This window comes from Streptomyces sp. H27-H1 (assembly GCF_026627445.1).
In the GTDB taxonomy this organism is placed as follows: Bacteria; Actinomycetota; Actinomycetes; order Streptomycetales; family Streptomycetaceae; genus Streptomyces.
Genome location: NZ_JAPNLJ010000009.1, coordinates 1 through 11,754, shown reverse-complemented (window position 1 = coordinate 11,754; position 11,754 = coordinate 1). Strand labels below are relative to the sequence as shown.

The 11,754-nt window shown below is 69.5% G+C and carries 24 protein-coding genes; 23 read left to right on the top strand and 1 reads right to left on the bottom strand.

Annotation, left to right across the window (positions count from 1 at the left end; translation table 11 throughout):
* The first annotated feature begins 180 nt into the window (after positions 1 to 180).
* From OTB20_RS12020 to OTB20_RS12000, 5 genes are read left to right on the top strand one after another with little or no spacing between them, the layout of a single operon-like run.
* On the top strand, positions 181 to 1,785 hold the full coding sequence (locus OTB20_RS12020) for a DEAD/DEAH box helicase (RefSeq protein ID WP_267817186.1): 1,605 nt from the start codon (positions 181 to 183) through the stop codon (positions 1,783 to 1,785).
* 50 nt (positions 1,786 to 1,835) lie between these two features.
* Complete coding sequence (locus OTB20_RS12015) at positions 1,836 to 2,336, top strand: single-stranded DNA-binding protein (RefSeq protein WP_267817184.1); 501 nt, start codon at positions 1,836 to 1,838, stop codon at positions 2,334 to 2,336.
* A 39-nt stretch (positions 2,337 to 2,375) separates the two neighbouring features.
* Positions 2,376 to 2,600 (top strand): hypothetical protein, encoded by a 225-nt coding sequence (locus tag OTB20_RS12010; RefSeq protein WP_267817182.1) that lies wholly within the window; start codon positions 2,376 to 2,378, stop codon positions 2,598 to 2,600.
* Positions 2,597 to 2,794, top strand: coding sequence for a hypothetical protein (locus tag OTB20_RS12005; protein WP_267817180.1), 198 nt, complete (start codon positions 2,597 to 2,599; stop codon positions 2,792 to 2,794). Before OTB20_RS12010 ends, OTB20_RS12005 begins: the two co-directional genes overlap by 4 nt.
* Positions 2,791 to 3,438 (top strand): hypothetical protein, encoded by a 648-nt coding sequence (locus OTB20_RS12000; RefSeq protein ID WP_267817178.1) that lies wholly within the window; start codon positions 2,791 to 2,793, stop codon positions 3,436 to 3,438. The genes OTB20_RS12005 and OTB20_RS12000 overlap by 4 nt, the downstream gene beginning before the upstream one ends.
* An 11-nt stretch (positions 3,439 to 3,449) precedes the next feature.
* On the opposite strand, the gene OTB20_RS11995 is transcribed toward OTB20_RS12000, so the two are convergent.
* Positions 3,450 to 3,623 (bottom strand): hypothetical protein, encoded by a 174-nt coding sequence (locus OTB20_RS11995; RefSeq protein ID WP_267817176.1) that lies wholly within the window; start codon positions 3,621 to 3,623, stop codon positions 3,450 to 3,452.
* 97 nt (positions 3,624 to 3,720) lie between these two features.
* On the opposite strand from OTB20_RS11995, the gene OTB20_RS11990 reads away from it, so the two are divergent.
* From OTB20_RS11990 to OTB20_RS11905, 18 genes are all read left to right on the top strand, one after another.
* Entirely contained in the window at positions 3,721 to 4,062 is a 342-nt protein-coding gene (locus OTB20_RS11990; protein ID WP_267817174.1) for an endonuclease domain-containing protein, read from the top strand.
* 132 nt (positions 4,063 to 4,194) lie between these two features.
* The gene (locus tag OTB20_RS11985; protein ID WP_267817172.1) at positions 4,195 to 4,317 is read left to right on the top strand and encodes a hypothetical protein; all 123 of its coding nucleotides are present in this window, start codon (positions 4,195 to 4,197) and stop codon (positions 4,315 to 4,317) included.
* Complete coding sequence (locus OTB20_RS11980; protein ID WP_267817171.1) at positions 4,314 to 4,592, top strand: hypothetical protein; 279 nt, start codon at positions 4,314 to 4,316, stop codon at positions 4,590 to 4,592. Before OTB20_RS11985 ends, OTB20_RS11980 begins: the two co-directional genes overlap by 4 nt.
* Positions 4,589 to 4,807 carry a hypothetical protein gene (locus OTB20_RS11975; RefSeq protein ID WP_267817169.1) on the top strand — a complete coding sequence of 73 codons (219 nt, stop codon included), beginning with the start codon at positions 4,589 to 4,591 and terminating at the stop codon, positions 4,805 to 4,807. Before OTB20_RS11980 ends, OTB20_RS11975 begins: the two co-directional genes overlap by 4 nt.
* A complete protein-coding gene (locus OTB20_RS11970; protein WP_267817168.1) occupies positions 4,804 to 5,160 on the top strand; it encodes a DUF6907 domain-containing protein in 357 nt (118 codons plus the stop codon). The genes OTB20_RS11975 and OTB20_RS11970 overlap by 4 nt, the downstream gene beginning before the upstream one ends.
* Positions 5,154 to 5,525, top strand: a complete 372-nt coding sequence (locus tag OTB20_RS11965; RefSeq protein WP_267817166.1) for a helix-turn-helix domain-containing protein — start codon at positions 5,154 to 5,156, stop codon at positions 5,523 to 5,525. Before OTB20_RS11970 ends, OTB20_RS11965 begins: the two co-directional genes overlap by 7 nt.
* 49 nt (positions 5,526 to 5,574) lie before the next feature.
* On the top strand, positions 5,575 to 5,739 hold the full coding sequence (locus OTB20_RS11960; protein ID WP_267817164.1) for a hypothetical protein: 165 nt from the start codon (positions 5,575 to 5,577) through the stop codon (positions 5,737 to 5,739).
* 10 nt (positions 5,740 to 5,749) lie between these two features.
* Positions 5,750 to 6,049 carry a hypothetical protein gene (locus OTB20_RS11955; RefSeq protein WP_267817162.1) on the top strand — a complete coding sequence of 100 codons (300 nt, stop codon included), beginning with the start codon at positions 5,750 to 5,752 and terminating at the stop codon, positions 6,047 to 6,049.
* A 1-nt stretch (position 6,050) separates the two neighbouring features.
* Positions 6,051 to 6,695 (top strand): hypothetical protein, encoded by a 645-nt coding sequence (locus OTB20_RS11950; RefSeq protein WP_267817160.1) that lies wholly within the window; start codon positions 6,051 to 6,053, stop codon positions 6,693 to 6,695.
* A gap of 218 nt (positions 6,696 to 6,913) precedes the next feature.
* Positions 6,914 to 7,171, top strand: a complete 258-nt coding sequence (locus OTB20_RS11945; protein ID WP_267817158.1) for a hypothetical protein — start codon at positions 6,914 to 6,916, stop codon at positions 7,169 to 7,171.
* Between the two features lie 14 nt (positions 7,172 to 7,185).
* Complete coding sequence (locus tag OTB20_RS11940; RefSeq protein WP_267817157.1) at positions 7,186 to 7,365, top strand: hypothetical protein; 180 nt, start codon at positions 7,186 to 7,188, stop codon at positions 7,363 to 7,365.
* Positions 7,366 to 7,529: 164 nt separating this feature from the next.
* The gene (locus tag OTB20_RS11935) at positions 7,530 to 7,793 is read left to right on the top strand and encodes a hypothetical protein (RefSeq protein ID WP_267817156.1); all 264 of its coding nucleotides are present in this window, start codon (positions 7,530 to 7,532) and stop codon (positions 7,791 to 7,793) included.
* 139 nt (positions 7,794 to 7,932) lie between these two features.
* The gene (locus tag OTB20_RS11930; protein ID WP_267817155.1) at positions 7,933 to 8,199 is read left to right on the top strand and encodes a hypothetical protein; all 267 of its coding nucleotides are present in this window, start codon (positions 7,933 to 7,935) and stop codon (positions 8,197 to 8,199) included.
* A 3-nt stretch (positions 8,200 to 8,202) separates the two neighbouring features.
* A complete protein-coding gene (locus OTB20_RS11925) occupies positions 8,203 to 8,487 on the top strand; it encodes an HNH endonuclease (RefSeq protein ID WP_267817153.1) in 285 nt (94 codons plus the stop codon).
* 601 nt (positions 8,488 to 9,088) lie between these two features.
* Entirely contained in the window at positions 9,089 to 9,334 is a 246-nt protein-coding gene (locus OTB20_RS11920) for a hypothetical protein (protein ID WP_267817151.1), read from the top strand.
* Positions 9,300 to 10,844, top strand: coding sequence for a terminase (locus OTB20_RS11915; RefSeq protein ID WP_267817149.1), 1,545 nt, complete (start codon positions 9,300 to 9,302; stop codon positions 10,842 to 10,844). Before OTB20_RS11920 ends, OTB20_RS11915 begins: the two co-directional genes overlap by 35 nt.
* 9 nt (positions 10,845 to 10,853) lie before the next feature.
* Entirely contained in the window at positions 10,854 to 11,018 is a 165-nt protein-coding gene (locus OTB20_RS11910) for a hypothetical protein (protein WP_267817147.1), read from the top strand.
* Positions 11,015 to 11,644 (top strand): phage portal protein, encoded by a 630-nt coding sequence (locus tag OTB20_RS11905; RefSeq protein WP_267817145.1) that lies wholly within the window; start codon positions 11,015 to 11,017, stop codon positions 11,642 to 11,644. The genes OTB20_RS11910 and OTB20_RS11905 overlap by 4 nt, the downstream gene beginning before the upstream one ends.
* The last annotated feature ends 110 nt before the right edge of the window (positions 11,645 to 11,754 follow it).

The following is an 11,754-nucleotide window of genomic DNA, read 5'->3' as shown; positions in this document are numbered from 1 at the left end:
TGACGGCCTTCGACGAACTCCCCGACATGCAGGCATATGGCTTTCTCCCTGCAAGTCCCTGCGTTCCTGCAAAAACCGAGGTCAGAGAGCACCTGATGCGCTCCACCGGTTCCTGCACACCTTCCTGCGGGTCCCTGCAGTCCCTGCAAAGCCCCTGCACCCGATGACGAGGTGGTCGCCATGAACGGCAGCTTCGCCCCCCGCCCCTACCAGACCGCAGCCATCCAGGCCCTCGCCGCCGGCTGGCAGGGCCCGAACAACCGGCTCGCGGTGGTCCTCCCCACCGGCGCAGGCAAGACCGTCGTCTTCGCCAACCTGATCCTCACCACCCAGACGGCCCGCTCCGGCCGCACGCTGGTCATCGCGCACCGCGAAGAACTGATCCAGCAGGCCGCCGACAAGATCCGCGCCGTCGCGCCACAGCTGCGAGTCGGCATCGTCAAGGCCGAGCGCGACGAGCACCACGACGCCGACGTCATCGTCGCCAGCATCCAGACCCTCGCCGTCAAGCGGCGCCGCAACGCCATCCGCGACATCGGAATGATCGTCGTCGACGAATGCCACCACGCCGCAGCCAAGACCTACATGACGGTCCTCGAACACTTCGGCGCCTGGCGCGGCATACCCACGGCTGGCTTCACCGCCACCATGACCCGCACCGACGGCGGACTCTCCGACGTCTGGCAGGACGTCGTCTTCACCCTCGACATCCTCGACATGATCCGAGACGGCTACCTCGTCAACGTCCGCGGCAAGCGCGTCGTCGTCGACGGCCTCAACCTCGACAAGGTCAAGACCCGCGCCGGCGACCTCCAGGACAGCCAACTCGCCCAGGCACTCGAGGACTCCGGCGCCGCCGACGTCGTCGCCGACGCCTACCGGCAGTTCGCCGCCGACCGGCAGGGCGTCGTCTTCACGCCCACGGTCGCCACCGCCCAGTCGATGGCCGACGCCCTGAACGACATCGGTATCGCGGCCACCACGATCTGGGGCGACATGAGCCGAGAGGCCCGCCAGACCGCCCTCGGCTGGTACAAGAGCGGCGAGGTCCAGGTGCTCACCAACTGCATGGTGCTCACCGAGGGCTTCGATGCACCGTGGACGTCCTGCGCGGTCATCGCCCGCCCGACCAAGTCGGCTGGCCTGTACTGCCAGATGGCTGGCCGTGCGCTCCGGCTGTGGGACGGCAAGAAGGACGCCCTGCTCCTCGACGTGATGGGTGCCTCCACCCGCCACAAGCTCGCGTCGATCGTCGACCTCACCGGCAGGGAGGTCCCCGCGGCGGAGGAGGACCAGTACCTCACCGAGGCAGTGGACGCCGCCGAGGAGGCCGCGACGGCCGCCCTGGGCGGCGTGCAGTGGGAGGACGTCGACCTGTTCCACAGCTCGCCCATCCGCTGGCTGCAGACCGGCCGCGGCACCTGGTTCGTCCCGCTGAAGGACGACCTGTTCCTGTTCCTGGTCCGCGGGTCCCAGCCGGGCCTGTTCCGCATCCGCCGATGGACGGCCGCCGAGGGGGTGAAGGCCCCGCAGCAGGACCCGGACGCAACCCTGGACGTGGCGATGCGCTGGACCGAGGCGCACGCGCGCAAGCTCGCGCCCCCGTCGTTCTTCCAGCGCACCGCAGCCTGGAGATCCGCACCGCCGAGCACCAGGCAACGCGGCTGGTGCCGCTACAACCGCCTGCAGGTTCCACCCGGCGCCACAGCCGGAGACGTGTCGGACCTGCAGGCCGCCCGCAGAGTCAGCACCCTCCTGGACAACCACTCGGCCTTGGCGGCCTGACCCCAGCCCGGTCCCGCAAGACCCGCTCAGCCCGAACGAAGGAATCCCGCATGGCAGGCGAGACCATCATCACGATCGTCGGCAACCTCGTCGACGACCCCGAGCTCCGCTTCACCCCGGCCGGCGCCGCGGTCTGCAAGTTCCGCGTCGCCTCCACCCCGCGCATCTTCAACAAGACCACCAACCAGTGGGAGGACGGCGAAGGCCTCTTCCTTACCTGCTCCGTCTGGCGCCAGGCCGCCGAGAACGCCGCAGCCACCCTCGCCCGCGGCATGCGCGTCATCGTCCAGGGCCGTCTCAAGCAGCGCTCCTACGAGGACCGCGAGCAGGTGAAGCGGACCTTGTACGAGATTGACGTCGAGGAAGTCGGCCCGTCTCTCCTCCGCGCGAGCGCCACCGTCACCAAGAACCCGCCCGGTCAGTCCTCCGGCGCCCCGGTGGCCCCACAGCGGCCCGCTCCCGCCCCGCAAGCCGACGGCTGGGGTACCCAGCCCTCGGCCAGCCCGGCGCCGTCGGCGGCCGCCGGGTACTCCGACGAGCCCCCCTTCTAGCCGATGGACCACGACCGCCTGGACCGACGGGAGCCAGCAGTGACCTCCTCACCGCCCTTCAACGCCGCCCTCTTCAAGTCCATCACCGCCGCCCTCGGCGTCGAGACCCGACCGACGACCGACGCCTTTGGGCGGCCCGACTTCGCCATCGACCGCGCGGGCATGGAGCGGCTTCGAGACGGGGCCCGCACCGTCGGCGAGAACGACTTCGCCGACCGCGTTCAGCAGCTGCTCGACGCTGGCGGCCGAAGGGACCTGCCGTGACGACCTCGGAACTCACCTGGCTGGTCACCGGCGTCAACGCCGGCGTCATGGTCACGGTGTTCGTCTACCTAGTGGGCTTCTATGTGGACGCCCGCCGTGACCAACGCGCCGCCGAGCAGTCGCTCGCCCAGGTCCGCAAGTTCGCCGCCACCGGCGACTGGTACCTCGCGCTCGCCGCCCGGAACGTCCCGTGACCGCCTGCCTGCTGTGCGAACAGCACGACGACACCGGCAGCTATCTCTGCCCAGCCTGCACCAAGTCCACCGTCGGCCGGCTGCACGCCCTGCCAGGCCTGTACGACGACCTGCTGCCGTTCCTAACTCCGGGGAACGGCGGCACCACCACCCGCCGGGCAGCCGCAGTGTCAGCGCCGCTGCCGGTGTCCGAGATCGTGCTCACCCTGCGCGGCCCCGGCGGAATCGTCGGCGTGGCCGAGGACTGGGTCGCCGCAGTCCGGGCCGCCCGCCGCATGCAACCGGCCGTCCCGGTCGGGGCGGTGCCGACCCGTCTCTCCGCCGCGGTGCGCGAGCTGGTCGGCCACATGCCGTGGATCGCCGTGTCCTGGCCGGACGCCGGCCTGTTCGCCGAGGAGATCCGGAGCCTCGGCCGTGACATCAGCTCGATCGTGGATCCCGGCGACCGCGACGACCGGGGTACGCGTCTCGGGGCGTGCCCGGCCGTGGACAGCAGCGGGGTGATCTGCGGAGCCATCCTGCGCCGCTACCCGGACACGAAAGCAGTGGCGTGCGACTGGTGCGGGTGCACGTACCCCCCGGCGACCTGGCCCGGGCTGAAGGCCTGGATAGAGCACGACGAGCAGCAGGCGATCGCCTCGTGACAGTCGGGCCGCTACTTCGCCGGGCGGTCGGGGAGCTGGTCGGTCTCGTGGGTAAGCCAGCGCAGGAAGCCGACCAGGTGCCCGTTCATGTCCGAGCCCACCTCGGCCACGGCCGCCTTGGCTCGCTCGTACAGCTCGGGGTCAGGCCGGAACGTCTTGGCGGGGTTCTTGTGGACGGAGGGCATACCGGAATCTTCGCACGGTGTATTGCCACCCGTCCACGGCTGTGCGTAATGTGGTGGCTAGCCACCCAGTCCAGCGGAAACGTGAGGAGGGAGCGCCGTGCATCACCAGACATGCCAGCACAACAACTACCGGCTGACGTGCGAGGACTTTGACGAGCTGTGGCATAACGCTGGCGGTAGTTGTCAAATCTGCCGCACCCCTGCGACCGATGCGGCTCGCGGCAAGCTCTACATCGACCACGCAGGCGAGTACGGCCCGTTCGCGGTTCGCGGGCTGCTCTGCTCCAAGTGCAACACCCTGATGCGCCACGTCGACAGCGGTCAGCGTTACGACGAGCGCGCCTCTCGCTACAAGGCCAACGCATGGTTCATCCAGGTGCTCCACGCGCGGCACGCTCAGAACGTGAAGCGCAGGCGACTGGCTCGCCGCAGCCGGTAGACCACCGGCCCATGAGCGTCTGACTCACAACTGAATGCGGCCCTCGCCGGTGCTACTAACACCGAACGAGGGCCTGACCGAAGCCCGGCATGCCGGGCGTACCCCTTGATCACAACAAGGAGTCGGCTAGTCATGGATCTTGCCATGCCCACGCACCCCAGTGCGCCCCCGCCCCACCACCCCGGCGACAGCGACCCGAACCCCGACGAGGCCCTGCGCCGCGTCCGCGCCACCTCCGCCGGTGGTGCCCGATGAACGAGATCATCGACGCGCCCACCGAGGCCTGCCGCGAACTCCTCGTCGCCATCGCCAACTACCTGGCCCGGGCCCGCCCCGCCCACGTCATGTGGGAAGCCTCCCGCCTGCTCCTCGCCCGACAGTTCGCCGTCGCCCGCTTCGGCGATGACGCCGCGCTGGTCGACGAGGCCGAACGGCAGATCCTCGGCTGGGCCCCCGAGGTCCGCCCCGGCACCACCCGCGACGAGTACGCCGCCCAGCTGCGCCTCGCCGCCCGGGGGGTGACCGCATGACCACCGCCGTCAGCGAACCGCTCCACGACCCCGAGCGCGACAGCCGGAGCTGGACGCCGCCGGTCGACATCGCCCTGGGGGCCGCCCGCGACGCTCTCGCCCGGACCGCCTCCGCGGACATCCACGACCACAACGACATGGTGAGGGCCGCCGCCGGCCTCGACTACGCCCTGCGCGGCCTCGTTGCTGCGCTGGACGCCGAGGGCGCACGGTGACCGGGGCCCGCACCGTGACGGTGCCGACCCTCGACCACGGCGACGTCACCCTGCCCGAACCGGCCTGGTGCGCCGGCCACCGCGAAGGCCCGGCCGAGTACCGGGCCGACCTCCACCACGCGGCGCCCGTCCCCGTCCCCGACGGCCTGGTCGACATAGACGCCGAGCTCGTCGAGTACCCCTACGGCACCACGCCCGTTCCGGCGAGCGTCTACGTCGAGCTCACCGCGCCCGGCCTCACGCTCGACCCGGACGGCCTGCGGGCGTTCGCCGCGGGTCTCGTCCAGCGGGCGGCCCTGCTCGTCGAGTTCGCCGACCGCCTGGCCGTGCTCCGCGCGGGGGGTGCATGGTGACCAGCCCCACGGAAGTAGCCACCCGGCGCACCACCGTGCGCCAGCTGGCGCAGACCGGCGCATCGAACCGGCAGATCGCGACCCAGCTCGGCATCTCCAAGGACACCGTGGCGCGCGACCTGAGCCAGCTGGGTGATCCACGCGCTCCGCTGGCTCAGCGCCTGGCGCACCAGGCGACGCAAGCCGAGACGGCAGTGAGCCAGGCATGCGCCGCAGTTCAGGCCGTGGCCGAAGCCCGGCCGGCGCACACCCTCACCGACGAGGAGACCGCCCGCCGCTGGTGTGGCGCACTCCGCGCGGCCGCAGATCAGCTCGCGGAGCAGGCCGACGCCTTCGCCGACTACTACCCGTGCGCCACCGGCTGAGCCAGGCCTGAGCCACCCCGCCCACCTACGCGCCCCAAGGTGAATATTCATGATCACTTACCACGGGCTCGGCTACTGGGGACTCCTCACCATCCCCGCTGCCCTTGCCCTCCTCCGACTCCTGCCGTCCGGGAGCCGCGCTCACCGGCTCCTCTTCCACGCCACCCTCGGCGCCCTCGCTGGCATCGTCGCCATCGTCGCCCTCTCGTACTGAAGGACCACACGTGAAGACCAGCCTGCTCGCAGCCATCGACACCGCCAGCGCCCACACCATGGCCGCCCCCAACGCACCCGTGGGCCAGGGCGGATCCGTACCCATCTCCGTCCTCCTCGTCATCGTCCTCGCCCTCTGGGCCTGGCAGATGCACAAGCACGGCAAGGACACCAAGAAGCTCCACCTGCTCCCCGGGTTCGTCTGCCTCGGCCTCGGCCTGTCGCTCTCCGGGACACAGGTCGGTGCGCTCGTCGGCGGCCTCTTCGGAAGCGTCGGCGGCATGCTCGCCACGTTCGTCGGCAACGCCTGAGGTGATCGGGCCCGAGGACGACACTCTCGACCTCACCGACGAACTCGCTTCGCTCCGTGAGGCACCCGGGCCTGACTGCCTGTGCTGGTTCCACCGACGGGCCGACCACGCTCAGCAACTCAGCGACGGTGGCCGAGAGCTCGCCCGAGACCTCGGCCGCCGCCTGGCCGGCGACACCTTCGGGAGCCTCGCCCTTCGGTACGGGGCGGCCGCCTACGCTCTCGGCGTCGCCGGTCAGGCCCTGCCGCAGCTGCCCCTCGCCGGGCCCGCGGCCGCCGCCACCCTGACCATCGCAGCCTGGTGCGCCGGCCGCCCCGTCCCGCCCGACCCAGCGGAGCTGCGGGCCGACTTCCTCGAGGCGCTCCTCGATCTGATCGGAGACCGGCCCGGCATCCACCTCCGCGAGCTGTACGACACCCTCCAAGCCCACCCCGCCGGCCAGCACCTTGACGACACCCGAATCCGCGCGCTCCTCACCCACTGCGGGATCCCCATCGCCCAGATCCGCATCGGCGCCGTCACAGGCCGATCCGGCATCAAGGCCGCCGACATTGAGCCTCTACTCCCCTGCCAGACCCCGCCCACCCCTTCCGGAGATGTAGACGCAGGTCAGCGCACTCCGGAAGGGGCTGTAGACCGCCCGTAGAGCGGGCCGTAGACCACAAGGACAAGCCCATGAGACGCCACATCCACACCCTCATCCACAGGCTGTGCAACGCCACCGTCAACACCTACTGCCCGACCTGCGGCTGGTGGTACCCGCCGCACGCCCACTGAGAACATGCGGCCTTCCGTACCCGGCAGTGATCACTCAGGATGGATCGCGAGTGGTGCGATCCAGGCACCCCAACCGGAGGAGCCGCGGTGACGAACGAGCTGGGAACCGACGAGGACCCGCCGGAAAAGGTCAGGCTCGAAGAGCTCAAGGACGAGTACCGGCGGGCCAACAAGGCTCACGACGCCCTCCGCGAGACCCTCGAAGAGGAAGTAGCCACGGGCCAGTACACCGACGAGGAAGCGGACGATATGAGCGTGCGCCTCGAGGACAGCGGGCGGGAACGACTCGATGAGATCCACGCCCGCATCGAAGCCCACTGTCGCGCCTATGGACTCCCCCTCTGAGCCACACTGGAGCCATGGCCGCACCGCTCCCCGTTGACCTGTACGCCGCCCACGCAGCCACCGGTATCCGACCCGGCACCATCCGCGTCTGGCTCCACCGCGGCCACCTCACCCACCACGGCCACGACAAGGCCGGCCGAACGCTGGTCGACCTGCATGAACTCCAAGCCCGCCAAGCCCAACAGGCCGCTTGACCACACATAGTTCAAGGTGTAACAGTGGGTGCACGTTCAGCGTGCCTGAACACCGAAGCCCCGCCAACGCGCGGGGCTTTCGTGCGTCACGGGTACGTCACACGCCAGACAGCCCCACCGCCCCGATGCAACGATGCGGCTCCACCACCGCACCAGGGGGCACCATGGGCTTCATCAACAACGCCAAGGCCGACGTCGCCACCAAGGCCGCAGCCGATGCGTACCAGCAGGGCCGCCACATCCTCACCTTCAAAATCATCGAGGCGAGCACCGCCCACCGTGCCACGGGGCTCATGACTGGCGTCGGCGACCAGATCGAAGCCATCGAAGCCCAAGGCTGGCACCTCACCAATATGGCCGCCGCCGAAGGCAAGGCACTCTCGGGCGACCGGACTGCACTGATCTGCCTGTTCCGCCGACGCCAGTAACCAGCACACCCCCGAGCCCGGCCGTCGCCTACGCGCGGCCGGGCTCACCCATGACCACTCGGTGCGAGTGGATGCGGGGTGCAGCCGCCCGGGACGAGGGCCCCGGGCGGCAACCCCGCCAACCGCCGAGGAGAGCAGCATGGAGCACCACATCGTTGCCGTTGCCGAGGTCCGAGACCTTGAGCCCGAAGACGGATGGGTCCGGTCCGAGAAGACCGGCAGGGCCTGCATCGTCTGCCCATGCGGCCTCAACACCGGCTTCGTCACGCTCCAAGAGGCCCACGACACCGGACGGGCACACGCCCACGACGGCCCGTTCGCGCGCCCTGTCACCTTCACCGTTCAGCTCGAAGGAGCTGGCGAGGTCCTCGCAGAGACCATCAAGCGAGCGCTCGACAGGGAGTAGGCCGTGGCCAAGCGCGCCGACCTCACCGGCTACGCGTACCGCAAGGCTCGCGCCCGCTTCCTCGCCGAGTCCGACGTCTGCCACCTCTGCGGCCACCCCGGCGCCGACGTCGTCGACCACGTCCAGCCCGTCTCCGCCGGCGCCGACCCCGACGACCAGGACAACTGGATGCCCGCCCACGGCGTCAACCGGTGTGCGACCTGCGGCCGGAACTGCAACGGCGAGAAGGGCGCATCGTCGCAGGTCAAGGGCTTGAAGACGTCGCGGGATTGGTACGCGGGCGGATGAATCAGGCCCCGATTTCAGGAGCCGCAACGCTCTGACCTGCATTTATGTGCATCTCTCGACAAAACCGCAGGTCAGAGCGGTGCGCATTCAGGCATTCAGCGCGGACAGCCCGGCAGGCCCCTGACCTGGGGTTTTGCAGGCAACTGTACAAAAGCGCAGGTCAGAGCGCTGCAACACGCGCGAGAAGCGTGCAGATTCGGGCCCGAGTGCACATATGCCCGGGCGCCCAGAAACGGGGCACTCGCGCGACAAGTTGCAACGCTCTGACCTGCACGTTTACGCAACTCCCGACAAACGTGCAGGTCAGAGCGTTGCACGCACCGCGCAGCCCGACAGGCCCCCACTTGCGGGCCCCTGACCTGCACGTTTGCCCCGACCTGCACAAAACCGCAGGTCAGAGCATCGCAACACATAAAATGCCACGCCAGATTTACCGTGCCCATCTCTAGGTCTCTGACCAGCAAGAACGTCAAGATCATGCGAGATTTCCGCTCAGATCCGCCCCGATTTTTTGGGAAGATCATCTTCCCAGCCCCGCGCCCAGCTTTTATTTTTGCGTGTGAGGGTCGAAACCCTCACTAGTGATCTTGAGGAGGCCGCCATGGGCCCGGTGGAGACAGCCGTCCGCGAGGACATCGACGCAATCGGCGGCCTGGTCGGTGTCGAGCCGACGCTCGCTGAAATGGCGTACCGCCTGGCGGCTGACATGGACGCGGGTGGAGGCGACGACGGGCGCCTGCTGCCCGCGCTGAACAAGGAGCTGCGGGCCACGCTGAAGCAGCTCGTCGACGGGCGGCCAGCGGAGGACGAAGATGACGACCTCGCAGATCTGGGTAGCCCCGACTGAATTCGGCGACCAGCTGCGAGAGTTGTACGGGCTGGAGTGCGCTCCGTACTGGGGTACCCCTCGCCGCCCCGACTTCCCTACCCTCGGCGGCAAGGCAGCCAGGGTCATGTCCCGGCTCGGGTTCGAGCCGATGCCGTGGCAGCGGTACGTCCTCGACGTGGGGCTGGAGATCGACCCAGAGACTGGTGTGTTCGCGCACCGCGAGGTCGGGCTTAGCGTCCCGCGCCAGCAAGGCAAGACTCAGCAGATGCTCGCCGTGATGGTCCATCGGATCATGGCGTGGGAACGGCAGAACGTGACCTATGCCGCGCAGAACCGAACGATGGCCAAGAAGCGTTGGGAGGATGAGTTCCTTGCGACCTTGGACGCGTCGTCGTTGTTCGGCAGGTACCGGCCGCGGAAGACCACGGGCAACGAGGCCATCATCTGGGGTAGCACTCGCAGCCTGCTGGGCATCACGTCGAATACGGAGAAGGCTGGGCACGGACCGCCGTTGGATCTCGGCATCATCGACGAGGCCTTCGCTGCTGAAGACGATCGGCTGGAGCAGGCGTTCAGTCCCGCGATGCTGACCAAGCCCATGGCCCAGTTGTGGTGGGCGTCCGCCGGCGGGACCGAGCGCTCGGTGTGGCTGAACAAGAAGCGTGCCGCCGGGCGGGCCCTCGTCGAAGAGATGTGGGAGACCGGGCGCCGGCCCAGCGTGGCGTACTTCGAGTGGTTCGCCCCGGACGACATGCCGCGCGACGACCCGGCCACGTGGGCGGCGACGCTGCCCGCTCTGGGCCACACGGTCACCGAGGCCGTGATCCGCAGCGAGCTCGACAAGCTCGACCCCGGCGAGTTCGACCGGGCCTACCTGAACCGCACGCGCAGGGCCGCGCCGCCCTCGGACCCGAACGTGCCCAAGGCCGCGTGGCCCGGGCTCGCCGACGCGGAGTCCCGGCCGGGCGCCGAGCTCGCCCTGGCGATCGAGGTGTCGCAGGACCGGGCTACCTCGACGATCGCGATGGCTGGGCTGCGGGCCGACGGGCGGGTGCACCTGGAGGTCGTCGACCGGCGGGCCGGCACGGCGTGGGTGGTGCCCGCAGTCGTGCGGCTGCTGCAGCTGCACGACCCGGTGGCCGTGGCCATCTCGGCGACCGGCTCCCCCTCGTCCTCCCTGATCGACGACCTGGTGGCCGCGGGCGTCCGCGCGCCGGAGGGTGACGAGAAGGAGCACCCGCCGCCGGGCCACCTGGTGGTGATGCGCACGGGCGACATGGTGGAGGCGTCCGGGCAGATGGCCGACGCCATGACGCAGGGCACCGTCCGCCACATCGACCAGGCGCCGCTGACCGCTGCGGTGAACGGGGCGATGACCCGGCCGGTGGGTGACGCGTGGGTCCTCGACCGGCGCAAGTCGCTGGCGGATGTGTCACCGCTCGTCGCTGCGGTGCAGGCGCGGTGGGCGCTGCTGACCCGGGGGCCGCTGGTGCGCGAGGACTACGACGTACTCGATTCGATCTACTGAGGAGGCGCCGTGCGCAGTGTCGTAACGACCCTGCTCGACGCGCTCGCTCTGCTGCTCCTTGCGGCCGGAGCCGCGTGGGGACTGGCCCCTTGGATCGGAGGGTTCGCGCTTTCGGTCGCGGGCGCCGTGATCCTTGCCGGTTCGATGTGGTCGGCGAGGGGTGATGGCGGATGAGCCTGTTCAAGCGCCGCAGCGTCGCGGGTCCTACGGCCGGTGAGCTGATCCCCCCACGTCCAGCCCAACGGGCGGGCGGGGTGGTTGTGACCGATGAGACCGCGCTGCGCCACAGTGCGGTGTGGGCGTGCCTGCGGCTGCGCGCCAACCTGGTGTCGACGATGCCGGTGGATGTGTACCGCCGGGTCGGTGAGATGAAGGTGGAGGTGCCCAAGCCCCCCGTGCTGGTTAACCCCGGCGGCGAGCGGGTCGGGATGATGGAGTGGCTGTACTCCACTCAGTTCGATCTCGACCGTGCGGGTAACTGCTTCGGCCTGATCACGGCGCGCGACGGTCTCGGCCTGCCGGCCCGCATCGAACTAGTGCCGCTCGCGGACGTGACCGTGCGGCAGCGCGACGGCGTGATCACCTACCGGATCGGGTCGCAGGTATACACGGCCGACGAGGTGTGGCACGAGCGTCAGTACACGATGGCTGGTCTTGCGGTCGGGCTTTCCCCGGTCGCTTACGCGGCGTGGTCCATCGGCGAGTACCTGTCCGTGCAGCAGTTCGCACTCGACTGGTTCGGCAACGGGGCCGTGCCCAGCGCGCACCTGAAGAACACGGCTAAGAGGCCGCGCAGATAGGCGCGGTGGCGCCATCTCGGTAGCAGAGCAGGCACAAGTCTTGGCGATCATGGAGTTGCGACGCTCTGTGATCACCGGGGAGACCTGTGCCTGTACTGCCATCATGGCTG

What these genes read in the sequence shown, in the direction of transcription:
- OTB20_RS12020 (WP_267817186.1), top strand. Translation starts at nt 181, where the DNA reads ATGAACGGCAGCTTCGCCCCCCGCCCCTACCAGACCGCAGCCATCCAG.
- OTB20_RS12015 (WP_267817184.1), top strand. Translation starts at nt 1,836, where the DNA reads ATGGCAGGCGAGACCATCATCACGATCGTCGGCAACCTCGTCGACGAC.
- OTB20_RS11995 (WP_267817176.1), bottom strand. Translation starts at nt 3,623, where the DNA reads ATGCCCTCCGTCCACAAGAACCCCGCCAAGACGTTCCGGCCTGACCCC.
- OTB20_RS11985 (WP_267817172.1), top strand. Translation starts at nt 4,195, where the DNA reads ATGGATCTTGCCATGCCCACGCACCCCAGTGCGCCCCCGCCCCACCAC.
- OTB20_RS11980 (WP_267817171.1), top strand. Translation starts at nt 4,314, where the DNA reads ATGAACGAGATCATCGACGCGCCCACCGAGGCCTGCCGCGAACTCCTC.
- OTB20_RS11975 (WP_267817169.1), top strand. Translation starts at nt 4,589, where the DNA reads ATGACCACCGCCGTCAGCGAACCGCTCCACGACCCCGAGCGCGACAGC.
- OTB20_RS11965 (WP_267817166.1), top strand. Translation starts at nt 5,154, where the DNA reads ATGGTGACCAGCCCCACGGAAGTAGCCACCCGGCGCACCACCGTGCGC.
- OTB20_RS11960 (WP_267817164.1), top strand. Translation starts at nt 5,575, where the DNA reads ATGATCACTTACCACGGGCTCGGCTACTGGGGACTCCTCACCATCCCC.
- OTB20_RS11940 (WP_267817157.1), top strand. Translation starts at nt 7,186, where the DNA reads ATGGCCGCACCGCTCCCCGTTGACCTGTACGCCGCCCACGCAGCCACC.
- OTB20_RS11935 (WP_267817156.1), top strand. Translation starts at nt 7,530, where the DNA reads ATGGGCTTCATCAACAACGCCAAGGCCGACGTCGCCACCAAGGCCGCA.
- OTB20_RS11930 (WP_267817155.1), top strand. Translation starts at nt 7,933, where the DNA reads ATGGAGCACCACATCGTTGCCGTTGCCGAGGTCCGAGACCTTGAGCCC.
- OTB20_RS11920 (WP_267817151.1), top strand. Translation starts at nt 9,089, where the DNA reads ATGGGCCCGGTGGAGACAGCCGTCCGCGAGGACATCGACGCAATCGGC.
- OTB20_RS11915 (WP_267817149.1), top strand. Translation starts at nt 9,300, where the DNA reads ATGACGACCTCGCAGATCTGGGTAGCCCCGACTGAATTCGGCGACCAG.
- OTB20_RS11905 (WP_267817145.1), top strand. Translation starts at nt 11,015, where the DNA reads ATGAGCCTGTTCAAGCGCCGCAGCGTCGCGGGTCCTACGGCCGGTGAG.